Genomic DNA, 20200 nt, shown 5'->3' on the forward strand with positions numbered 1-20200 from the left:
TAATCTGGAGCACGCATAACAGACGGGCACGGGCCCGATTGCCTTTTTTGGGGAGGAAGGGCCGGAATGAACCGACGTGTTCTTCTGATTGAAGATGAACCGAATATCACTGAGGCGATCCGCTTCCTGCTCAGCCGCGAAGGCTGGCAGGTGGATACCCACGCCGATGGCTCTGACGCGGTGGAGGTGATCACCTCTGCCGCGCCCGATCTGCTGATCCTGGATGTCATGCTGCCGGGCAAGAGCGGCATGGACATCCTCAAGGAGGTGCGCGCGTTGGATGGAATGCAGGACCTGCCAGTTCTGATGCTGACCGCGCGCGGCCAGGCCCGCGACCGGGACATGGCCGAAAAGGCCGGTGTCAGCCGCTTCATGACCAAGCCGTTTTCCAATGCCGAGGTTCTGACAGCGGTACGCGATCTGCATGCGCAGGCCAGCCGCCCATGAGCGTCGGGCCGGAGAATGAGACCGGCCCGGTCCAGGCGCCTCCGGTGTTTCTGGAAAAACAGAGCTACCGTCGCCGCCGCCTGAGCGATGCCGCGCGCCTGCTGCCGATCTTCGGCGCACTGCTCTTTGCCATTCCATTGCTCTGGCCTGATGGATCGGGAGAGGGCGGGCAGGTGCCGATGTCAGCGGCCATCACCTATATCTTCGGGGTCTGGGCGCTGCTGATCGTGGTCGGGGGACTCTTTGGCATTGCGGCGCGGAGGTGGAGCGGATCTGATCCCGGCAGTTCGGAGCGCGGCTGATGGCGTCCCTGAACGTGCTCATTCTGGTTTGTCTGGGCTACGTTGTGTTCCTGTTCGGCGTGGCCTTTGCTTCGGATCGGTTGGCTGCGACTCGGCGCATTCGCTGGCTGCGCTCGCCGCTGATCTACACCTTATCGCTTTCGATCTACTGTACCGCCTGGACGTTTTATGGGGCGGTTGGCTACGCCGCGCGCAGTGGGCTGGAATTTGTGACCATCTATTTGGGGCCAACCCTGGTGATGATCGGCTGGTGGTGGGGTCTACGCAAACTGGTGCGAGTGGGGCGCAGCCAGCGGGTAACCTCGATCGCTGACCTGATCTCCTCGCGCTTTGGCAAATCGAACCTGCTGGCGATCTGCGTAACGGTATTGGCGGTTATCGCCGTGACGCCCTATATCGCACTGCAATTGCAATCGATCACGCTGTCCTTCTCGATCTTTGCCGAGGGCGACCCTGAAAGCTTCTATCGCGAAGGCTCCAGTGCCTTCTGGGTGGCGGCGGGGCTTGCAGTCTTTGCGATCCTCTTTGGCACGCGCAATCTGGACGCCAACGAGCGCCACCACGGGGTTGTGACCGCCATCGCGATTGAGGCGGTTGTCAAACTGCTGGCCCTGCTGGCCGTCGGCGTTTTTGTCGTCTGGGGGATTGGCGGCGGGATTGATCCGATATTGCAGCGTATCGACCAATCGGAGATCGGGACTTGGACCATCGACAAAGGGCGCTGGGCGACGATCACTTTTCTTGCGGCGGCGGCCTTTGTCTGCCTGCCGCGCATGTTTCAGGTCATGGTGGTCGAAAACGATGACGAGCGCCATCTGCGCATGGCGGCCTGGGCCTTTCCGCTTTACCTGCTGCTGATGAGCCTGTTTGTCGTGCCCATCGCGGTAGTGGGGCTGGACCTGATGCCCGAGGGATCGAACCCCGATCTGTTCGTGCTGACCATTCCGCTGGCGCAGGGCGAGGGCGGGCTGGCCATGCTGGCGTTTTTGGGTGGCTTTTCTTCCGCCACCTCGATGGTGATCGTGGCGGCGATGGCGCTATCGACCATGGTATCGAACCACATCGTGATGCCGATCTGGCTCTATTCACAGGGCCGTGGGGCCTCGGTCTCGGGGGATGTGCGCAACATTGTCCTGTTTTCGCGCCGAGTGTCGATCGCTGTGATCATGGCGCTGGGCTATTTCTATTTCGTCTTCACCGGTGGCGGCGCGCTGGCCTCGATCGGGCTGATTGCTTTTGCCGGGATCGCGCAGATCCTGCCGGCGCTGGTCGGCGGTTTGTTTTGGCGCGGTGCAACCCGGACAGGGGCGCTGGTGGGACTCACCATTGGGTTCCTGCTCTGGCTCTATACGCTGCTCTTGCCCGGCATCGGCAGCGGGCTGCTGTCCGAAAGCGTAATGACAAACGGTCTCTTTGGCTGGCACTGGCTGCGGCCTGATGCGCTTTTTGGCATCACCGGGTTGGACCCGACCGTACATTCGGTGATGTGGTCGCTGTCGCTCAACACTGTGGCGTTCTGTTTGGTATCACTGTTGAGCTTTCCCAGCCCGCTCGAACGGCTGCAGGGCGCGCAATTTGTCAACGTGTTCGACCATTCCGCCGGTCCGCGCGGCTGGACCGGATCGGTGGCGCAGAGCGAAGACCTGATGATCATGTCCCAGCGTATTCTGGGTGCGCGCGAGGCGCAGGAGTTCTTTCATGCCGAAGCCCTGCAGCAAGGCGGGCGCGGCGTCCTGCCCGACCCTACACCGGCCTTTCTGGAACGGCTGGAACGCGAGCTTGGCGGCTCGGTCGGGGCGGCTGCGGCTCATGCGATGATCGGGCAGATTGTCGGTGGGTCATCGGTTTCGGTGCAGGACCTGCTGGCGGTTGCAGATGAATCGGCGCAACTGATGGAGTATTCCAGTCAGCTAGAGGCCAAATCCTCGGAACTCAGCCGCACGGCGCACAAACTGCGCGAAGCCAACGAAAAGCTGACCCAGATCTCGCTGCAAAAGGACGCGTTTCTCAGTCAGGTCAGTCATGAATTGCGCACGCCCATGACCTCGATCCGCGCCTTTTCCGAGATATTGCGCGACACGGACGGGCTGCTGCCAGAGGACAAGACCCGCTATGCCACGATCATCCATGACGAGGCGCTGCGCCTGACACGGCTGCTGGACGATCTGCTGGATCTGAGTGTTCTTGAAAGCGGTCAGGTCAGCCTGAACCTACGCGATGGGCGGCTGGATGCGGTGCTGGACCGCGCCCTTGATTCGGCGCTGGCAGGCTCCACGGGCAAGCTGGTGGTGAAGCGCCAGAAATCCACCGAGCGCATTGCGCTGCGCTCCGATCTGGATCGGCTGGGGCAGGTCTTTATCAATCTGATCTCGAATGCGCAGAAATATTGCGACGCGCGCGATCCGGTGCTGACGATCTCGGTTCACGACGTGGGAGGTCAGGTGGTTGTCGATTTCATTGATAATGGCAGCGGCATCCCGACACAGGCACAATCGATGGTGTTCGAGAAATTTGCCAGGGTAAGTTCCGAGAAAGCTGGCGGCGCGGGGCTGGGTCTGGCGATCTGCCGCGAGATCATGCAGCGGCTTGGTGGCAACGTGACCTATCTGACCGGGCAAAGCGGCGCCGCGTTTCGGGTGAGCCTGGCGACCAATCAGGAAATGGCCGCCGAATAGGGCGGGCGTAAGGGTTTGGTAAGGCGTTCTGCCTAAACCGGTGTCATGGCGCAGTCGGACAGGCAGACGATCCCGTGAACTCAGAGGCCCGCAATGTGGATTCCGCGATGGCGCGCAAGATCGCGCAGTCGGGGCAGGGTGCGGTGCAATCCACCCGCCCGCTGCTGCGGGCCCTGCGGCGCGGGCTGGCGCAGGCTTCGGCGCATGTTGCAGGCCCGGCGATGGCGGTGATCGGTGCTACCGAGAACAGGTTTCCCCGCGATCTGCTTTCCACCCATCTGGAAGAGCAGCGGTTGATGCTTGTGCTGGGGGAACCCGGTGGTCTGACAGCGGCGATTTGTGTCGACCGCCAGGCAACCGCCGCGATGATCCGCTATCAGACCATCGGCGAAGTTGGATCACAGCCGCCCGATGAGCGGCCCTTCACCGAAACGGATGCCGCGCTTCTTGCGCCGCTGGCTGAGCAGGTTCTGGTAGAAGCGGGGGCGCTGCTGGGGGAGGCCGAGGAGTGGTTGTGTTTGCAGAGATACAGGTTCGAAAGCCGACAGAAAAAGATTTCGGATCTGGTGCTGGCCATGGGGCAGGAACATTATCGGCTATGTGATCTGGTCGTTGATATCGGACATGGGGCTTGCCAGGGCCAGATCACGGTGGTTTTGCCGGACGAGGTGGAAGAGCAGGACGCCCAGCCAAGCGAGGCCGCATCACAGCCTGCGGGACTGGAGCGTAATTTCGGGCTGATGCGGACCGAGTTGCGGGCGGTGCTGACCCGGTTGCACGTGCCGCTTTCTGTTTTGTCTGGGTTGAAGCCGGGCGACACGCTGCCACTGGAGTCCTGCCCGTTGGATGAGGCGGAACTGCTGACGATCGACGGGCGGGCCCTTGCGCGGGCGCGTTTGGGCCAGTGCCGGGGCATGCGCGCGCTACGGCTGAACGAGACATCACCCGAGCCCTATAGCAACCCCACGGATGTTGAGGTTTTCGATGATTTGTCGCAGCCCGCGCAGGATGCGCCCGTGCCGACTGCCATCACGCCACCATCGACAGAACCGGTTCTACAAGAAGCAATCGGACCCGCCCGGCAGGAGGGGGTACGCCCTGGCACCGACATCGCCTCGATGCCTCAATCACCGCAAGGATGACAAGTCCGCGCCTAGCTCCGAGCTTAGCTGGTTTCAGACGCCGCTTGGCTCAGCGCCTCAAGCGTCGGTCGCAGCCCGTCAAGCTGATAGCCCGCGCTTTGGATCTGCGACAGAATCTCGTCAGGGCTGCGCGACGGGCACTGCCCCAGGGCCCAGACCACCGAACAGCGCGTGCCCGAGGCGCAATAGGCCAGAACCGGGCCGGTACTTGCCTCGGCCAGCGCCATTTGCTGCGCGACATTCTCTGGCGTCATGGTCTGGTGGGTCAGTTCCAACACCTCGAATTCCAGACCGGCGGCGTGTACGGCTTCGGCAATTGCGTCGGCTTGATGGCTGGGCGGAACCTCGATATCAGGGCGGTTGCAGATGACGCGGGTAAAGCCCGCTTCGGCGATGGCTGGCACGTCCTCGACCGAGATCTGTGGCGAGACGGCGTAGCGCGGTGTGATAGGTCGAATATCCATGGCCCGTTCCTATGCCGCAGCGACCCGTCTGTCCAGCCGATGGACATTGTGGCCCCACTCCGCGAGGAACTAGACGATCACGTCGCATCCGTTCTGCGCTCGCCTGAATTTACCTGTGCTTCATGTTTTTTAATCAGCAGGAAAACGCGGCGATTCACCTTTTTTGATCACAATCAAGGTGCGCTCCGACCAGAAATGCCAGAATACGAGGCGTGAGCACAAAAAGCTGCCGATTTCTTTGGCCATAGGGTGTGTTTTGCATAAAATGCGGCCAAAAAGCCTTCGGTTTTTCTTCACGTTGTTACAATTCTGGGTAGAATGTTGCTCATAAGGGAGGACCAAAAATGACTGCTCAAGACTTGATGTTGGAAGCGGAACGTCTCGAAAAGAAGATCGCAGGGGAATCCTTTGATGGCCGCCTGCGCCTGCAGCCCGCGCTTCATGCGGTGATCCGTCGGCTTGCCGAGGAGGGTGCCAGTGTGCCGAAGCGCCTGCGCCGCCTCGACGCGCATCTGTGCGATGAACTGATCGAATCCCGTTTCGACAATATGCCCATCTGACCAGATCGGCCCCAGCCAGGCAATCAGCCCAGCGAGATGCCGACGATAACCGCCATCAGACCAAAGACCGACAGAAACAGCGCGCCAAGGTTCCAGGGCAATACCGCCTGAACTGCGGCGCGTAATTCGTCGTCGCTCAGCCCCGACCGGCGGGCCTTATGCACGCGCAGGATACACCAGACGAGGCCAGCCAACCCGGCCAGCGAAAGAGCTGTTCCTGCCCAAACGATGATATCGAACATGGATGCCTCGCGCCTGTCGTTTCTGGCCGCAGGGGTTAGCGGATCAATGCGCCGGGTGCAACCGTCCGCGCAGGCACCAAAGGGTGCTTGCGGCAGATGCGGTGGCGCGCTATCCCGCCCCTCGCACCTCAATTGCATCCCGATGGAGAGATACTGATGGACGAGTCCCAGGCCGAAGCCAACTACCGCGTAACCGCAGGCGAACTGCGCCAGTTCATCGAACGGTTCGAGCGGCTGGAGGCCGAGAAAAAGGACATCGCCGAGCAGCAGAAAGAGGTCATGGCCGAAGCCAAGGCGCGGGGCTATGACACCAAGGTGATGCGTAAGGTAATCGCGCTGCGCAAGCGCGACAAGGATGACATCGCCGAAGAAGAAGCGGTGTTGGAGATGTACAAAGAAGCGCTGGGCATGACCTGAAGCCCCTTCATAGACGAGGTGCCATCGAAATGGCGCGATAGTCTGTTAAATGGTGGAGTGCAGTAACGTGAGCCAAGAATTGAGACGCAGAGCGGCCAGCTTGAGCTAGGTTTTCACATATCGCAGCCCTGGCTGGTCGAGCGGGTGTTTTGGGCCCGATCCTTGATGGGGTGCACATGTATTGGCATCAATCGATCTCGACGGCCTCCCAGCGACTCGCCCCGCTTGGCTCGGATACTTCTGCAATTTAGCTAAAGTCGTAGCCGAAGGCGCTCAAGATTTGCGCAATCCAGCACTATGAGCCGTCGTTAGCGCGCTAAATCATGAGTTTTACCAACATTAGGGTAGAAACAGCGTCAAGCTCTCGACACCTTTCCAACAAGGCCGCACGCTTTTTGGTTTTTCTTGCTGCCCCTCCCCGGTGGGCCCTTTTTTGATTTCCGTGCGGCCTTACGACGCCCAAAAACCAAGACGCTCTTCAAACTCTCGCTGCGTTTGTTTCCCACCTTTGCGCGCCTGCAGTCGTCACCCGACAAATCCAATCTAGTTCAAACTGATATCGCGCGGGACCCCGCAAAGGAGAGCGGGCACCAAATGCCCTGTGGCGAAGGTTAACGAAAGTTACTCCAACGGACATCGCCACAACAACTCTCATGTCCATTTTGAAGGGCATCGATAGCCACTAGCACCAGCTAGTCGCGCAGAGCAGGAGAACGAGCGAAATGTCGAAGGGCCTCGAACAGATTGATCGATTGGAAGACCTCTATGCACGGGCATGGAATGATGCCGAATTTGCGGAGCGTCTAAAGTCCGATCCCAATAGCGCGCTTTCAGAATACCTCGGAGCTGTTCCAGAAAACGTTAGCATTCGTGTGCTTCAGGATACTGAAGACACAAGGTATATTTGCATCCCCAGCGCGCCGACCGAGTGCGAGGTCTCAGAAGGCGACTTGCTTGATGTGCAGGGCGGAACGAGCCCAATCTGTTTTGGGGCCGCAGTCTCGGTATTTATGACCGTGGTTATCTCGGTCGGAGCAACGACCGAAGACCGTTCCTAAACGTCGCGTGCCTCGCGTGGCAGACGAAAGCGAATAGTCGACCGCCACATTTGGTCTATTGCGGCTAGCGGCCTACCCAAAGCCCAGATCGCGCGCGACCTCTCGCTCGACGAGAGAAAACAGCTCGATTGGACGCGCAAGGCCACGTACGTCATGAAACCCGCAGGGAGAGAACAGATCAGGCGCGGCACTTGCGACGGCCGATGTCGCCAACACTCTTTGGCCAATGGATTTGGTCAAACCCTCAATCCGGCTTGCGACATTCACCGCGCCACCCAGAACAGTGAAATCAAGTCGCCCGGGGCTGCCGATGTTACCATAACTGACTTGCCCAAGGTTGATCCCTATTCCAACGTCCAACGGCGGCTTTTGAGCCTCACCGCGGCTGTGATTGAGGGCGGTTAAACCGGTTAACACAGTTTGTGCGGCCTGAGCAGCCTCGCGACATCGCGCGGGGCGATCTGCCTCAGTCGCGATGGCGAAGATCGACAGAATACCGTCGCCCATGAATTTGAGGATATCGCCTCCATTCTCTTCCACAGACTGAACAACCAGATCGAAGTATCCGCTCAGCGCGTCAAAAACGTCTTCTTCGGGTGCGCTCTCTGAAAGAGCCGTGAAACCTCGCAGATCGGAAATCATAACGACCGCATCAAGGGTCGCGCGTTCCCCGCGCTTGATCCGCCCGTTCCAAACAGCATCGGAAGGCCCATCACCAAGATATGTTCGCAAAAGGCCTTTGGACGATTTGCGCATCGTGACAGGTTCCAGAGCGGATGAAAGCGCAGGTAGCGCATTCTCGATCAACTCCAGATGCCGCTGCGAGAAACCTTCTGGTGCCTGCGTGGCAAATGTGCAGCCGTGCAGCGATCCATCGCCGTAGTAAAGCAGAGTGGCATAATAATCGGTGCCACCTGCCTCAGCGAATTCAATATACGATGAATGCTCAGTTTTTGGGTCCAGTTGCCGGAGGCTTTTGTGAAGTGGCTTTCTGTGCTCCAGAATATATTCAAATGAGCTGCCAACATACCCGTCCGTCAACATCGTCTCATGCGTTACGTCGTAGCTCTCGGTCCCATCAGGTGTCCAAATGACCCCCCATGCTATGAGCAACGGATTGGCGAAGCGCTGACCGATATTGACCCGCCAGAGCGGGACACCGGCCTCGATCAAAGATGCGCAGAAATATGACACCACTTTCACGGGATCGCCTGAGCGGCGCCCTTCGGTAATCATCCAGTTGGTGAGCTGGGCTGTCGAGTCCATTGCCTTAAACTAGTCTCTTGCACAGGATCAGCAAAGGACCTTGGATTTTGCCGGGCCTTGTCGGGCAAGCCCGTCGCTCAACTCGTTCGCGTCGGTGTATTAGGGCTAGGGTTATGAACTGCCTGTCCCGGTCAATTACCAAGTACAAGTTGACTAAAGAGTGCTCTGACGAGCTGGGAACGGGCGGCAAGACGACATTTGCAGTGCGGTCACGATCGGGGGATTGGGGCCGTGGACTTCGGTTAACCAGATCGCAAGCGCTCTGCAACATGCTCTATAGGGCTCGGAACCAGGCACTGGTGATTTGACGCCTTCGGCGCCAGGTTGTAACTCGAAAACAAGCGCAAGGCAGCGAGGGGTATGGTTCGTCGGAATGCAAATGATCTTTCAAACCGGGGCGCATTCGACTGAACATGAACGCTTGTTGAAATGCCTGCAAGGCAACGCTGACGGCTTCGCACAGCGGGGAGTTGTTATTCCGCCGCCGCGACGATACCGCCCGCACCTCAAGACTGCGCTTGAAATGATGGAAAACGCCGAACCGGCCCCTGATATCCGCAGCAGACTGGTCGAGACGCTGCTGAGCGGTGGTGAAAAGGACCGTGTGTTGCTGTCGAATACGCATTTTTTCGGAACGCAGCGTGAGGCTTTTGGCGACGATTGTTTCTACCCTCTGGCCCCGCAACGCGCCGCCAATCTGCGGCGGATGTTCGCGGAAGATCAGATGGAGATCTTCATGGCGATCCGGAACCCGGCAAGTTTTCTGCCGGCTGCTATGGTGAACTCGAGCAAGTCCCGCATCTCGGGGCTGATGAAGAAGCTGGATCTGGCGGAACTGCGCTGGTCGGAACTGTTTGAGCGTATGCATGCGGCTGTTCCCGATGTGACGATCACCGTCTGGTGCAATGAGGATTCACCGCTGATCTGGTCGCAAATCCTACGCGAGATGGCGGGCCTGACCCCGGATGCCGAAGTGGTGGGCGGGTTGGCGCTGTTGACCGACATCCTGTCACCCGAGGGGATGTCCCGCCTGTGCGACTACCTGGCGCAGCACCCCAACATGTCCGAATTGCACCGCCGCAGGGTGATTGCCGCCTTCATGGACAAATACGCGCTGGAGGAGGCCGTAGAAGAGGAGATCGATCTGCCGGGATTGACCGAGGATTTGGTAGAGGAAATGACGGAGATCTACGACGAGGATGTCTTTGCGATCCAGCGCATTCCGGGCGTGCGGTTCATTGCCCCCTGAGGTTCGGCGCCGTTTCTTGGGGCCGATCTGGCTCAGTCTGAGTGCGGTGCTGGTTCTGGCTGGTCTTTGGGGCGGTTCGGCGCGCGCGGCGGACACTGTTCTTGTCTTTGCTGCGGCCAGCCTGAAAACCGCGCTGGACGAAGTGGCCATGCAATACGAGGCCGAAACCGGTCACGACGTGACCCTTTCCTATGCGGGCAGCTCGGCGTTGGCGCGCCAGATTGAGGCGGGCGCACCGGTGGATGTCTTTCTGTCGGCCAATCCCGATTGGGTGGACAGGCTGGTGGATCAGGGCCTGGTGCGACCCGGCGATGTTGTCCCGCTGCTGACCAACCGGCTGGCGCTGGTCGCGCCTGCGCAAGACGCGCGCGTCACCGGGATCGAGGCGCTGCCCGAAGCCCTGGTCGGCGGGCGCTTGGCGATGGCGCTGGTTGAGGCCGTGCCCGCCGGAATCTATGGCAAGCAGGCGCTCAACACCTTGGGGCTTTGGCCCGCGCTGATGGATCATGTCGCGCAAACCGACAATGTCAGCGCGGCGTTGCGGCTGGTGGCCCTGGGTGAGGCCCCGTTGGGCATTGTGTATCAAACGGATGCGCAGGCCGAGCCTCGGGTGCGGCTGGTGGGCCTGTTTCCCGAGGACAGTCATGATCCAATCATCTATCCGGCGGTGCGGCTTGGAGATGCGGATCATGACTTTTTTGACTATCTGCATGGCCCCGCCGCGGCGGAGGTCTTTTCTCGCAACGGCTTCGGCCTGGTGTCGCAAGCGCCATGAGTGATTGGCTGCGCGCAGAAGAGTGGATGGCGCTGACTCTGTCGCTCAAAGTGTCGTTCTGGGCGGTGCTCATCAGCCTGCCGTTTGGCTTGCTTGTCGCCTATGCGCTGGAGCGGAAAGAGTTTCGCGGGCGGCAGGCGCTGAATGGTCTGGTGCATCTGCCGTTGATCCTGCCGCCTGTGGTCACCGGATATCTGCTGCTTTTGGCCTTCGGTCGCCGCGCCCCGCTGGGCCTTTGGCTCGAAGAGACATTCGGGCTGGTGCTGGCCTTTCGCTGGACCGGCGCGGTGCTGGCGGCGGCGATCATGGCTTTTCCGCTGATGGTGCGGGCGATCCGGCTGGGGCTGGAGGGTATCGACCCGAAACTTGAAGAGGCTGCCGCCACGCTGGGGGCCTCACGTTTCTGGGTGTTTGCCACAGTGACCCTGCCGCTCTTGCTGCCGGGGCTGATCACCGGCGCGATCCTGGCTTTTGCCAAGGCGATGGGCGAGTTCGGGGCAACGATCACCTTTGTGTCGAATATTCCAGGACAGACCCAGACCCTGCCATCGGCGATCTACACCTTCCTGCAGGTGCCCGGCGCCGAGGCCTCGGCCTTGCGGTTGGTGGTGGTCTCGATCTTTGTCGCCATGGGCGCGCTGGTCGCCTCCGAGGTGTTGGCCCGGCGAGCCGCAAAGCGGATATCGGGCCGATGAGCCTGTCGGTCGATATCCTCCATCCGCTGGGTGCGATGGACTTGGAGGTCTGTTTTGAGGCCCCGCGCGGGGTGACCGCGCTGTTCGGCGCCTCAGGCACCGGCAAGACCAGCGTCATCAACGCGGTTGCCGGTCTGCTGCGGCCCCGGACTGGGAGGATCATTCTGGACGGCGAACCGATCTTTGACACGGCGATGAAGATCGACCTGCCCGTGCACAAGCGGTGTTTGGGCTGCGTGTTTCAGGACGGGCGCTTGTTTCCGCATCTGAACGTGCAGCAGAACCTTGTTTACGGTCAGAAGTTTGCGGCAGTGGATAGCACAGGTCCCGATCTGCCTGAAGTGGCGGGCATGCTGGGCATCTCGGAGTTGTTGTCCCGCAGGCCAGCAGCACTGTCGGGCGGAGAAAAGCAGCGGGTTGCCATCGGGCGGGCGCTGCTTTCGCGCCCCAAGATGCTGGTGATGGACGAACCGCTCGCCGCGCTGGATGAGCCGCGCAAGCAGGACATTCTGCCCTATCTGGAACGTCTGCGGGACGAGACCGACATTCCGATTCTCTATGTCAGCCATTCCGTGTCCGAGGTGGCGCGGCTCGCTACCACGGTGGTGATGATGGACAAGGGCAAGGTGACGCGCTTCGGACCCGCCGAAGAGATCTTGTCAGACCCGGCCAATGTGCGGCAGTTGGGCCTGCGCGAGGCGGGGTCGGTCCTGCAGGGCGTGGTGGCCGCCCATCACGACGACGGTCTGACAGAGGTGACCGTTTCTGGCGGTACGCTGCTGTTGCCACATGTGAATGTTGATCCGGGTCACCAGATCAGAGTGCGGGTACTCGCAAAAGATATCATCCTTGCGACCAAAGCGCCCAAGGGTCTTTCGGCGCTCAACATCCTGCCTGCGGACATCGTTTCGATACGCGACGGCAGCGGTCCGGGAACGATCGTTCAGCTGAAAGCGGGCGAAGACCTGCTGCTTGCCCGCATCACCCGCCGCTCTGCCGAGGCGATGGCGCTGAAATCGGGCGATCGGGTTCATGCGGTGATCAAGGCCGTTTCGGTGGCGCGCACCGATGTTGGCGGAGGCTGATCGGTTCAGCGGGTAGCTGGCCCGTTAGGCATCATTCAATCGAGACCCAGAGCACCTTGGCGTCGTCTTCGCCCGATGACACGCAGCAATGGCCCATCGAACTGTCGTAATAGATCGAGTCCCCCGCAGACATGGGCAGCGGTTTGTAATGCTCGGTGTGAAACACCAGATCACCGCTGATCACATACATGAATTCTTCGCCATCGTGTCGAATCCAGGTCTCGAATTCCGACACGTCCCGCGCTGTGATGGTGCTGATGTAAGGCAGCATGCGCTTGCTGGTCAGTTCGGTGCACAGCAATTCGTGCCGGTAGGTGTCGGTCACCCGGGTCTCTCCCGTACCGCTGGGCGTGTGGTCGCGCCGACCGCTGACCCCGCTCTGGCCCGCGGGCAGGAAGAGATGCGGTGTTTTCAGCTCAAGCGCCGTGGTCAGACGGCGCACGATGTCGAAGCTGGGTTTGGTCTGATCGTTTTCAATCTTTGACAGGGTCGAGCGGCCAATCCCCGCCGCGCGGCTTGTTTCCTCCAGCGTCCAGCCCTTTTCGCGCCGAGCCTCTCGAATCATGCGCCCGAGTTCACCGGTGGAGGGTGCCTCTTTCAGGTCGGTTTCGGCTGTTTGCGCTATCGGATCCATCGGCCGTTTCCTCTTGTTTTCCTGAGTTTACCGGCTTTTGCGCAGGGCGCAATCGCGCCGGATAAGAGCATTGTTGACTTAAGGGAATAAATTCCCCTATAGGAAACTTATTCCGCAAAGCGGCACTTTGAGGCCATAAGGAGACCCCGGATATGTTCACCACTGATCTGAGCGTGGCCGACCACGCGATTGCCAGCTGGATTGAAGAAGAAGGCACGCGTCAGGCCGACCAAATCGAACTGATCGCGTCTGAAAATATCGTCTCCAAGGCGGTTCTGGATGCGCAGGGCTCGGTCCTGACCAACAAATATGCCGAGGGCTATCCCGGTCGGCGCTATTATGGCGGCTGCGAGGTGGTCGATAAGATCGAGGCCGAAGCGATCGCGCGCCTCAAGACGCTGTTCAACGCGGGTTTTGCTAATGTGCAGCCCCATTCCGGTGCGCAGGCCAATGGGGCGGTCAAGCTGGCATTGCTCAGCCCCGGTGACACGATCCTTGGCATGTCGCTGGACGCGGGTGGGCATCTGACCCATGGTGCAAAACCCGCGCAATCCGGCAAGTGGTTCCGGCCTGTCCAATACGGGCTCACCGACACCGGGCTGATCGACTACGATCAGGTGGCGGCGCTGGCCCGCGCGGAGAAGCCGAAGATGATCATCGCCGGCGCATCGGCCTATTCCCGCGTCATCGACTTTGCGAAATTCCGCGAGATCGCGGATGAGGTTGGCGCCTGGCTGCTGGTCGACATGGCGCATATCGCGGGTCTGGTTGCCACTGGCGCGCATCCCTCGCCGATGGAGCATGCGCATGTCGTGACTTCGACAACCCACAAGACCCTGCGCGGTCCGCGCGGCGGCATCATCCTGACCAATGACGAAGCATTGGCGAAAAAGATCAACTCGGCGGTGTTTCCCGGTTTACAGGGCGGTCCGCTCATGCATGTGATCGCCGCCAAGGCGGTGGCCTTTGGTGAGGCGCTGCGACCTGAATTCAAGGAATATATCTCGCGCGTGGTCGAGAGTGCCGACGCGCTGGCCAATGTCATGATCGCGCGCGGCTGCGACATCGTCTCGGGCGGGACGGACAATCATCTGATGCTGGTTGATCTGCGGCCCAAGGGGGTCAAGGGCAACGCCGCCGAGGCCGCTTTGGAGCGCGCCGGTTTCACCTGCAACAAGAACGGCGTGCCGGGTGACCCGGAAAAGCCCACCGTCACGAGCGGCATTCGTTTGGGAACATCCGCAGGCTGCAGCCGTGGCTTTGGGCCGGAAGAGTTCAAGCAGATCGGCCACCTGATCAGCGATGTCCTCGACGGGCTGGCGCAGTCTCCGGACGGTGATGCCGCGCTTGAGGGCGAGATCCGAGAAAAAGTGCGGGCGATCTGCGCCGACTATCCGCTCTACTGAGGGGCCAGACATGAGCAAGTTCGATCTGATCGTCATCGGTGGTGGGCCGGGCGGCTATGTCGCTGCGATCCGCGCGGCGCAATTGGGGCTGAAGGTCGCCTGCGTAGAAGGGCGCGTGGCCCTTGGCGGCACCTGTCTGAATGTGGGCTGCATCCCGTCCAAGGCGCTGCTGGCCTCCTCGGCGAAATACGCCGAGCTGTCTCATCTTGCCGCGCATGGCATCGGCGTCGAAGGCGCCAGCCTCGACATCGGCGCGATGATGGGCCGCAAGAACAAGATCGTCGGTGATCTGATCAAGGGGATTGCCTTTCTGTTCAAGAAGAACGAGGTCGCATTGATCGAAGGCTGGGCACGGATCCCAGCCGCCGGGCAGGTGCAGGTCGGTGAGGATCTCTACGAGGCCGACAATATCCTGATCGCCACCGGCTCCGAGGCGACGCCGCTGCCCGGTATCGAGTTTGATGAGGCAGACATCCTGAGTTCGACCGGTGCCTTGGCACTGGAGGAGGTGCCTGCGCATCTGGTCGTGATCGGCGCAGGCGTGATCGGGCTGGAACTTGGACAGGTCTGGGCGCGGTTGGGGGCCAAGGTCACGGTGATCGAATATCTTGATCGCATCCTGCCGGGTATTGACGGAGAAGTGGCCAAGCTGGCGCAGCGTGCCCTGTCCAAGCGTGGGCTGAAATTCCAGCTGGGCCGGGCACTGAAATCCGTCGACAAGACCGAGACCGGCCTGACCCTGAGCGTGGACCGCGTCGGCAAGGACAAGGAAGAGGTGATCGAGGCCGACAAGGTTCTGATCGCAGTGGGACGCCGCCCGGTGACACGCGGTCTCGGGCTGGAGGAACTGGGCGTCGCGGTAAATGGGCGCGGGTTCATCGAAGTTGATGATACCTTCCAGACCTCGATACCCGGCATCTATGCCATTGGCGATTGTGTGCCCGGCCCGATGCTGGCGCATAAGGCCGAAGAAGACGGTGTGGCCTGTGTCGAGATGTTGGCAGGGCAGGCGAGCCATGTGGATTACAATACGGTTCCCGGCGTCGTTTACACCGACCCCGAAGTCGCCTCGGTCGGCGCGACGGAAGAGGCGCTGAAAGACGCGGGCACTGACTACACGGTTGGCAAGTTCGCCTTCATGGCCAACTCGCGCGCGCGTGCGACAGGGGATACCGACGGGGCGGTCAAGGTTCTGGCGGGTCCCGACGGCGCGCTGCTGGGCGCGCATATCTGTGGCGCCCATGGTGGCGATCTGATTGCCGAACTGGCTCTGGCCATGACCAAGGGTGCGACTGTGTCTGAGATTGCCGCCACATGCCACGCACACCCCGCGATGGGTGAGGCGGTCAAGGAAGCCTGCCTTGATGCGCTGGGCCGAGCGATCCACGCCTGAAGGAGATCAGCCAGATGACCATCCAGCTCCGCCCGCGCCACCCGGAAAAGGCCAGGAAAGCCGATAGCGCCATCCCGCGCAAACCGCATTGGATTCGGCGCAAAAAGGTCGAGAGCGCCGAATATTACGAAACCCGCCGCCTGATGCGCGACCACAATCTGGCAACCGTCTGCGAAGAGGCTGCCTGCCCGAATATCGGTGAATGCTGGTCCAAACGCCACGCCACCATGATGATCATGGGCGAGGTTTGCACCCGTGGCTGTTCTTTCTGCAATGTCGCCACCGGTCGTCCCGACGCGCTGGACGCGTTCGAGCCGGGTCGCGTGGCGGTGGCGGTCAAGAAGCTGGGCTTGCGCCATGTGGTCATCACTTCGGTGGATCGCGACGACCTCGCGGATGGCGGGGCGGCGCATATCGCCCAGACGATCCGCGCGGTGCGTCACCAGAACCAAGGCACAACGGTCGAGGTGCTCACGCCCGACTTTCTGGGCAAGGGCAACGCTGCGGATATCGTATTCGAGGCCGCTCCGGATGTGTTCAATCACAACCTTGAAACTGTCCCGCATCTTTACCCGACGGTGCGACCCGGCGCGCGCTATTACACCTCTCTGCGCCTGCTGCACGATGCCAAGCGTGCCAATCCTGAAATTTTTACCAAATCCGGCCTGATGGTCGGCCTTGGCGAGACCCTGAATGACGTAAAGCAGGTGATGGATGATCTGCGGGCCGCACAGGTCGATTTTCTGACCGTGGGCCAATACCTGCAGCCCACCGCAAAGCATCACCCGATCGATCGGTTCTGGTCACCCGAAGAGTTTGCCCAGCTGGAGCGCATCGCGCGCTCCAAGGGTTTCCTGCACGTGTCGGCAACCCCGCTGACCCGTTCGTCGTTCCACGCGGACGAAGACTTTGCCGCCCTCAAACAGGCTCGCCAGCAGGCGCTGGCCAACAGGGCATAACCCCAACGCATATGGGAGGGACTCCATGGAAGCGTTAAGTTCAATCGTAGGGGCCATCAATGGCGTCGTGTGGGGGCCGCTGATGCTGGTCCTCATTCTTGGCGTCGGCTTCTTCTTGCAGGTGGGGCTGAAATTCATGCCGATCCTGCGCATCGGAACCGGTTTCAGCCTGCTGTTCAAAGGCCGCGAAGGGCAGGGCGCAGGGCAGATCAGCCCGTTCAACGCGCTGATGACCTCGCTCTCGGCGACCATCGGGACCGGCAATATCGCTGGTGTGGCCACTGCTGTCTTCCTGGGCGGTCCGGGCGCATTGTTCTGGATGTGGATGACCGCCCTGGTGGGCATGGCCACCAAATATGCCGAAGCGGTCTGCGCGGTGAAGTACCGCGAGCAGGATGAGCTGGGCAACTTCGTTGGTGGCCCGATGTATTACATCAAGAACGGGTTGGGTGCGAAATGGGCCTGGCTGGGCGTGGCCTTTGCGCTGTTCGGCGCGGTTGCAGCCTTCGGCATCGGCAATGGCGTGCAGGCCAACGGTGTGGCGCAGGTTCTGGACTCGAATTTCGGCATCAACACCTCGGTCACCGGCGTGGTGCTGATGGTTATGACCGCTGGCGTTATCCTCGGTGGCATTACCCGCATCGGTGCGGTTGCGGGTAAACTGGTTCCGTTCATGGCGGTTGCCTATATCATCGCTGGCCTGCTGGTTCTGCTGATCAATATCGGCGCCATTGGCGAGGCGCTGGGTCTGGTCTTTACCTATGCCTTCACCCCGTCCGCCGCCGAAGGTGGGTTTGCGGGTGCCGCCGTCTGGGCGGCCATCCGCTTCGGTGTGGCACGCGGCGTGTTCTCGAACGAAGCCGGTCTGGGATCGGCTCCGATCGCGCATGCGGCAGCTGAAACCAAGGGGCCCGTGAATCAGGGCCTGATCGCGATGCTCGGTACATTCATTGACACGATCATCGTCTGCACCATCACCGGTCTGGCAATCATCTCGTCGGGCGCATGGACCAGCGGTGAATCCGGTGCAGCTCTGACCCGCCTGGCGTTTGAGACCACCCTGCCGGGCTTTGGCGGCCACCTGATCGCCATCGCATTGTCGATCTTTGCCTTCACCACCATCCTCGGCTGGTCGTTTTATGGCGAGAAATGCGTTGAGTTCCTGCTGGGCGTCAAATCCCTGATCCCCTACCGGGTGCTGTGGATCGTTGCGATCTATTTCGGGGCCACCGCCGATCTGGGCTTCATCTGGCTGCTGGCGGATACGCTGAACGCAATGATGGCCATTCCGAACCTGATAGCACTGGCATTGTTGAGCCCGATCGTCTTCAAATTGACAAAAGAGTTCTTTGCAAGCGGCGGCCAGTCTGAGGAACCGGGCGGCGCGCCGGCTGAGTAAGTCGCGCCACGAAGATCAGAGGGGGCCGATACCGGCCCTCTCATCCGCAAAGCAACACTTTGTCCTGAGGAGAGGGCCGATGGCCACGAAAATCCTGCTGCCGATTGATCACACAGACGACCGCTCGTGGAAGAAGGCGCTGCCGCTGGCACTGGAGCAGGCCGGGTTCTACGCCGCAGAGCTGCATGCGGTGTCAGTTATTCCCGAGATCATCCAACTGCCCAATCTGCCACCCAATTACGGCGCAGGTGCCAAGGACCATGTGCGCAACGCGGTGCAGACGATCCTGGAGGGCAATGGCGCCGCGGGAACACCCGTGCATATCGAAGAAGGCAGCGTTTACCGCGAGATCCTCAAACTTGCCCACAAGGACGGGTTTGACCTGATCGTCATGGCCTCGGCCAAGGGCGACTTCCCGAATTATGAAATTGGTCCGAACCTCGCTCGGGTGGTGCGTAATGCGCATTGCTCGGTCATTGTGGTCCGTGACTGACCCGAACACTCAACAGAAAGGCACCTGTCATGACTGATGCGCCCAAACGCACGCCGCTTTATGATCTGCATGTGGAACTTGGCGGCAAGATGGTCGATTTCGCCGGTTGGGAGATGCCGGTTCAATATCCCATGGGGATCATGGGAGAGCACAAGCAGTGCCGCGAAAAGGCCGCGCTGTTTGATGTCTCGCATATGGGGCAGGTGATCCTGCGTGGCGAGAATGTGGGTGAAAAGCTCGAAAGCCTCTGCCCGCAGGCCTATGCGACCCTGAAAGAAGGCAAGGCGCGCTACGGCTTCTTCACCAATGCAGAGGGCGGCATCATGGACGATCTGATCGTGTCCAATGCGGGCGATCACTATTTTGTAGTGGTCAACGCGGCGCTGCGCCATCAGGATATCCCGCATATGAGGGACAATCTGGACGGCGTAGAGGTGACCGAGATTTTCGACCGCGCGCTGGTGGCGGTGCAGGGACCGGCTGCCGAGAACGTCGTGGGAGAACTCTGCCCGGCAGCGCGGGATTTGAAATTCATGGAAACCACCGTGGCCGACATCAACGGCACCTCCTGCCGCATCTCGCGCCTGGGCTATACGGGCGAGGATGGCTACGAGATTTCGATCCCCGAGGACAAGGCGGTCGAGGTCTCGCGCGCTTTTCTGGCACATGAGGATTGCGAACCGGCAGGTCTGGGCGCGCGCGACAGCCTGCGGTTAGAGGCGGGGCTGTGCCTTTATGGCAATGACATCGACCAGTCGACCTCGCCCATTGAGGCCAGCCTGTCCTGGGCGATCCAGAAACGCCGCAAGGAGGAGGGCGGCTTTCCCGGCGCCGCGCGTATCCAAAAGGAACTGGCCGAAGGGGCCGCGAAAAAGCTGGTCGGGATCAAGCCCGAAGGCCGCGCGCCCGCGCGTCAGGGTATTGAAATCCAATCTACCGAGGGCAACACCATCGGCGCGATCACCTCGGGCGGCTTCGGTCCCACGGTCGGCGGCCCGGTTGCGATGGGATATGTCGCTGCAGGTCACGGGGCGCCCGGCGAAAAAGTGAACCTCATCATTCGGGGCAAGGCGCAACCGGCAGAGATCGTGTCGCTGCCCTTTGTCACCCAGAACTACAAGCGTTGAAGTCAGGAGAGAGAGACATGGCAACCTATTACTCGGAAGAGCATGAATGGGTCACCGTTGACGGGGATACCGCCACGATCGGGATCACCCAGCATGCGGCGGACCAGTTGGGCGATATCGTCTTCGTCGAACAGAAAGAAGCGGGCGACGATTTCGAAAAAGGCGACGAGATCGGCGTGATCGAGTCGGTCAAAGCCGCCTCCGAGATCTATGCGCCGGTGGATGGCGAGGTGATCGAGGCCAACGAGGTGCTGGCCGACAATCCCGGGGCGCTGAACGAAAGCCCCGAAGGGGATGCCTGGATTTACAAGATCAAGCTCAGCGATGCGTCACAGCTGGATGATCTGATGGATCTGGACGGCTACAAGGCCCTGATCGGCTGACCAAATGGCGGGCCCCCGGACCATGGGGT

22 protein-coding genes are annotated in these 20200 nt (G+C 60.7%); 18 read left to right on the forward strand and 4 right to left on the reverse strand.

What is annotated here, in order from left to right:
• Positions 1-66 precede the first annotated feature (66 nt).
• The 4 genes from Q5Y75_RS24245 to Q5Y75_RS24260 all read left to right on the forward strand — a co-directional run bounded on the left by Q5Y75_RS24245 (position 67) and on the right by Q5Y75_RS24260 (position 4566).
• Complete coding sequence (locus tag Q5Y75_RS24245) at positions 67-447, forward strand: response regulator transcription factor (RefSeq protein WP_306202382.1); 381 nt, start codon at positions 67-69, stop codon at positions 445-447.
• Positions 444-749: a hypothetical protein gene (locus tag Q5Y75_RS24250; RefSeq protein WP_306202384.1), complete on the forward strand. Its 306-nt coding sequence runs from the start codon at positions 444-446 to the stop codon at positions 747-749. Before Q5Y75_RS24245 ends, Q5Y75_RS24250 begins: the two co-directional genes overlap by 4 nt.
• Complete coding sequence (locus tag Q5Y75_RS24255) at positions 749-3424, forward strand: ATP-binding protein (protein ID WP_306202385.1); 2676 nt, start codon at positions 749-751, stop codon at positions 3422-3424. Before Q5Y75_RS24250 ends, Q5Y75_RS24255 begins: the two co-directional genes overlap by 1 nt.
• Before the next feature lie 74 nt (positions 3425-3498).
• Positions 3499-4566: a flagellar motor switch protein FliM gene (locus Q5Y75_RS24260; RefSeq protein ID WP_306202387.1), complete on the forward strand. Its 1068-nt coding sequence runs from the start codon at positions 3499-3501 to the stop codon at positions 4564-4566.
• 23 nt (positions 4567-4589) lie between these two features.
• On the opposite strand, the gene Q5Y75_RS24265 is transcribed toward Q5Y75_RS24260, so the two are convergent.
• Positions 4590-5030, reverse strand: coding sequence for a protein tyrosine phosphatase family protein (locus Q5Y75_RS24265; protein WP_306202389.1), 441 nt, complete (start codon positions 5028-5030; stop codon positions 4590-4592).
• A 344-nt stretch (positions 5031-5374) separates the two neighbouring features.
• On the opposite strand from Q5Y75_RS24265, the gene Q5Y75_RS24270 reads away from it, so the two are divergent.
• A complete protein-coding gene (locus Q5Y75_RS24270; RefSeq protein ID WP_306202391.1) occupies positions 5375-5590 on the forward strand; it encodes a hypothetical protein in 216 nt (71 codons plus the stop codon).
• Positions 5591-5613: 23 nt separating this feature from the next.
• Here the strand turns inward: Q5Y75_RS24270 and Q5Y75_RS24275 are convergent, their stop codons facing one another.
• Entirely contained in the window at positions 5614-5832 is a 219-nt protein-coding gene (locus Q5Y75_RS24275; RefSeq protein ID WP_306202393.1) for a hypothetical protein, read from the reverse strand.
• Between the two features lie 156 nt (positions 5833-5988).
• Between Q5Y75_RS24275 and Q5Y75_RS24280 the strand changes: the two genes are divergently transcribed.
• Positions 5989-6249, forward strand: coding sequence for a DUF2312 domain-containing protein (locus tag Q5Y75_RS24280; protein ID WP_306202395.1), 261 nt, complete (start codon positions 5989-5991; stop codon positions 6247-6249).
• Between the two features lie 722 nt (positions 6250-6971).
• A complete protein-coding gene (locus Q5Y75_RS24285; protein WP_306202397.1) occupies positions 6972-7307 on the forward strand; it encodes a hypothetical protein in 336 nt (111 codons plus the stop codon).
• A gap of 72 nt (positions 7308-7379) precedes the next feature.
• Here the strand turns inward: Q5Y75_RS24285 and Q5Y75_RS24290 are convergent, their stop codons facing one another.
• The gene (locus Q5Y75_RS24290) at positions 7380-8573 is read right to left on the reverse strand and encodes an adenylate/guanylate cyclase domain-containing protein (protein WP_306202399.1); all 1194 of its coding nucleotides are present in this window, start codon (positions 8571-8573) and stop codon (positions 7380-7382) included.
• A gap of 379 nt (positions 8574-8952) precedes the next feature.
• Here Q5Y75_RS24290 and Q5Y75_RS24295 point away from each other — a divergent pair, with 379 nt between their 5' ends.
• Genes Q5Y75_RS24295 through modC form a run of 4 tightly spaced genes read left to right on the forward strand, consistent with a single transcriptional unit; the run spans position 8953 to position 12377 of the window.
• On the forward strand, positions 8953-9822 hold the full coding sequence (locus tag Q5Y75_RS24295; RefSeq protein ID WP_306202401.1) for a hypothetical protein: 870 nt from the start codon (positions 8953-8955) through the stop codon (positions 9820-9822).
• A 16-nt stretch (positions 9823-9838) separates the two neighbouring features.
• Positions 9839-10597 (forward strand): molybdate ABC transporter substrate-binding protein, encoded by a 759-nt coding sequence (gene modA / locus Q5Y75_RS24300; protein ID WP_306202403.1) that lies wholly within the window; start codon positions 9839-9841, stop codon positions 10595-10597.
• Positions 10594-11292: a molybdate ABC transporter permease subunit gene (modB, locus tag Q5Y75_RS24305; RefSeq protein WP_306202405.1), complete on the forward strand. Its 699-nt coding sequence runs from the start codon at positions 10594-10596 to the stop codon at positions 11290-11292. The genes modA and modB overlap by 4 nt, the downstream gene beginning before the upstream one ends.
• A complete protein-coding gene (modC, locus tag Q5Y75_RS24310; protein WP_306202407.1) occupies positions 11289-12377 on the forward strand; it encodes a molybdenum ABC transporter ATP-binding protein in 1089 nt (362 codons plus the stop codon). Before modB ends, modC begins: the two co-directional genes overlap by 4 nt.
• A 31-nt stretch (positions 12378-12408) precedes the next feature.
• Here modC and Q5Y75_RS24315 read toward each other — a convergent pair whose 3' ends face one another.
• The gene (locus Q5Y75_RS24315) at positions 12409-13011 is read right to left on the reverse strand and encodes a helix-turn-helix domain-containing protein (RefSeq protein WP_306202409.1); all 603 of its coding nucleotides are present in this window, start codon (positions 13009-13011) and stop codon (positions 12409-12411) included.
• A 152-nt stretch (positions 13012-13163) separates the two neighbouring features.
• On the opposite strand from Q5Y75_RS24315, the gene glyA reads away from it, so the two are divergent.
• From glyA to gcvH, 7 genes are all read left to right on the forward strand, one after another.
• A complete protein-coding gene (glyA, locus tag Q5Y75_RS24320) occupies positions 13164-14417 on the forward strand; it encodes a serine hydroxymethyltransferase (RefSeq protein WP_306202410.1) in 1254 nt (417 codons plus the stop codon).
• 10 nt (positions 14418-14427) lie between these two features.
• A complete protein-coding gene (gene lpdA, locus Q5Y75_RS24325) occupies positions 14428-15810 on the forward strand; it encodes a dihydrolipoyl dehydrogenase (protein WP_306202411.1) in 1383 nt (460 codons plus the stop codon).
• A gap of 14 nt (positions 15811-15824) precedes the next feature.
• Entirely contained in the window at positions 15825-16769 is a 945-nt protein-coding gene (lipA, locus tag Q5Y75_RS24330) for a lipoyl synthase (RefSeq protein ID WP_306202413.1), read from the forward strand.
• Between the two features lie 25 nt (positions 16770-16794).
• A complete protein-coding gene (locus Q5Y75_RS24335) occupies positions 16795-18168 on the forward strand; it encodes an alanine/glycine:cation symporter family protein (RefSeq protein WP_306202415.1) in 1374 nt (457 codons plus the stop codon).
• A 79-nt stretch (positions 18169-18247) separates the two neighbouring features.
• Complete coding sequence (locus Q5Y75_RS24340) at positions 18248-18661, forward strand: universal stress protein (protein WP_306202417.1); 414 nt, start codon at positions 18248-18250, stop codon at positions 18659-18661.
• Between the two features lie 29 nt (positions 18662-18690).
• Positions 18691-19788 (forward strand): glycine cleavage system aminomethyltransferase GcvT, encoded by a 1098-nt coding sequence (gene gcvT / locus Q5Y75_RS24345; protein WP_306202419.1) that lies wholly within the window; start codon positions 18691-18693, stop codon positions 19786-19788.
• Between the two features lie 17 nt (positions 19789-19805).
• A complete protein-coding gene (gene gcvH, locus Q5Y75_RS24350) occupies positions 19806-20171 on the forward strand; it encodes a glycine cleavage system protein GcvH (RefSeq protein WP_306202422.1) in 366 nt (121 codons plus the stop codon).
• Positions 20172-20200 lie beyond the last annotated feature (29 nt).

Origin of the sequence: Ruegeria discodermiae (genome assembly GCF_030758345.1) — a bacterium.
Classification (GTDB): domain Bacteria; phylum Pseudomonadota; class Alphaproteobacteria; order Rhodobacterales; family Rhodobacteraceae; genus Ruegeria_C.

What these genes read in the sequence shown, in the direction of transcription:
- Q5Y75_RS24245 (WP_306202382.1), top strand. Translation starts at nt 67, where the DNA reads ATGAACCGACGTGTTCTTCTGATTGAAGATGAACCGAATATCACTGAG.
- Q5Y75_RS24250 (WP_306202384.1), top strand. Translation starts at nt 444, where the DNA reads ATGAGCGTCGGGCCGGAGAATGAGACCGGCCCGGTCCAGGCGCCTCCG.
- Q5Y75_RS24255 (WP_306202385.1), top strand. Translation starts at nt 749, where the DNA reads ATGGCGTCCCTGAACGTGCTCATTCTGGTTTGTCTGGGCTACGTTGTG.
- Q5Y75_RS24265 (WP_306202389.1), bottom strand. Translation starts at nt 5,030, where the DNA reads ATGGATATTCGACCTATCACACCGCGCTACGCCGTCTCGCCACAGATC.
- Q5Y75_RS24270 (WP_306202391.1), top strand. Translation starts at nt 5,375, where the DNA reads ATGACTGCTCAAGACTTGATGTTGGAAGCGGAACGTCTCGAAAAGAAG.
- Q5Y75_RS24275 (WP_306202393.1), bottom strand. Translation starts at nt 5,832, where the DNA reads ATGTTCGATATCATCGTTTGGGCAGGAACAGCTCTTTCGCTGGCCGGG.
- Q5Y75_RS24280 (WP_306202395.1), top strand. Translation starts at nt 5,989, where the DNA reads ATGGACGAGTCCCAGGCCGAAGCCAACTACCGCGTAACCGCAGGCGAA.
- Q5Y75_RS24285 (WP_306202397.1), top strand. Translation starts at nt 6,972, where the DNA reads ATGTCGAAGGGCCTCGAACAGATTGATCGATTGGAAGACCTCTATGCA.
- Q5Y75_RS24290 (WP_306202399.1), bottom strand. Translation starts at nt 8,573, where the DNA reads ATGGACTCGACAGCCCAGCTCACCAACTGGATGATTACCGAAGGGCGC.
- Q5Y75_RS24295 (WP_306202401.1), top strand. Translation starts at nt 8,953, where the DNA reads ATGATCTTTCAAACCGGGGCGCATTCGACTGAACATGAACGCTTGTTG.
- modB (WP_306202405.1), top strand. Translation starts at nt 10,594, where the DNA reads ATGAGTGATTGGCTGCGCGCAGAAGAGTGGATGGCGCTGACTCTGTCG.
- modC (WP_306202407.1), top strand. Translation starts at nt 11,289, where the DNA reads ATGAGCCTGTCGGTCGATATCCTCCATCCGCTGGGTGCGATGGACTTG.
- Q5Y75_RS24315 (WP_306202409.1), bottom strand. Translation starts at nt 13,011, where the DNA reads ATGGATCCGATAGCGCAAACAGCCGAAACCGACCTGAAAGAGGCACCC.
- glyA (WP_306202410.1), top strand. Translation starts at nt 13,164, where the DNA reads ATGTTCACCACTGATCTGAGCGTGGCCGACCACGCGATTGCCAGCTGG.
- lpdA (WP_306202411.1), top strand. Translation starts at nt 14,428, where the DNA reads ATGAGCAAGTTCGATCTGATCGTCATCGGTGGTGGGCCGGGCGGCTAT.
- lipA (WP_306202413.1), top strand. Translation starts at nt 15,825, where the DNA reads ATGACCATCCAGCTCCGCCCGCGCCACCCGGAAAAGGCCAGGAAAGCC.
- Q5Y75_RS24335 (WP_306202415.1), top strand. Translation starts at nt 16,795, where the DNA reads ATGGAAGCGTTAAGTTCAATCGTAGGGGCCATCAATGGCGTCGTGTGG.
- Q5Y75_RS24340 (WP_306202417.1), top strand. Translation starts at nt 18,248, where the DNA reads ATGGCCACGAAAATCCTGCTGCCGATTGATCACACAGACGACCGCTCG.
- gcvT (WP_306202419.1), top strand. Translation starts at nt 18,691, where the DNA reads ATGACTGATGCGCCCAAACGCACGCCGCTTTATGATCTGCATGTGGAA.
- gcvH (WP_306202422.1), top strand. Translation starts at nt 19,806, where the DNA reads ATGGCAACCTATTACTCGGAAGAGCATGAATGGGTCACCGTTGACGGG.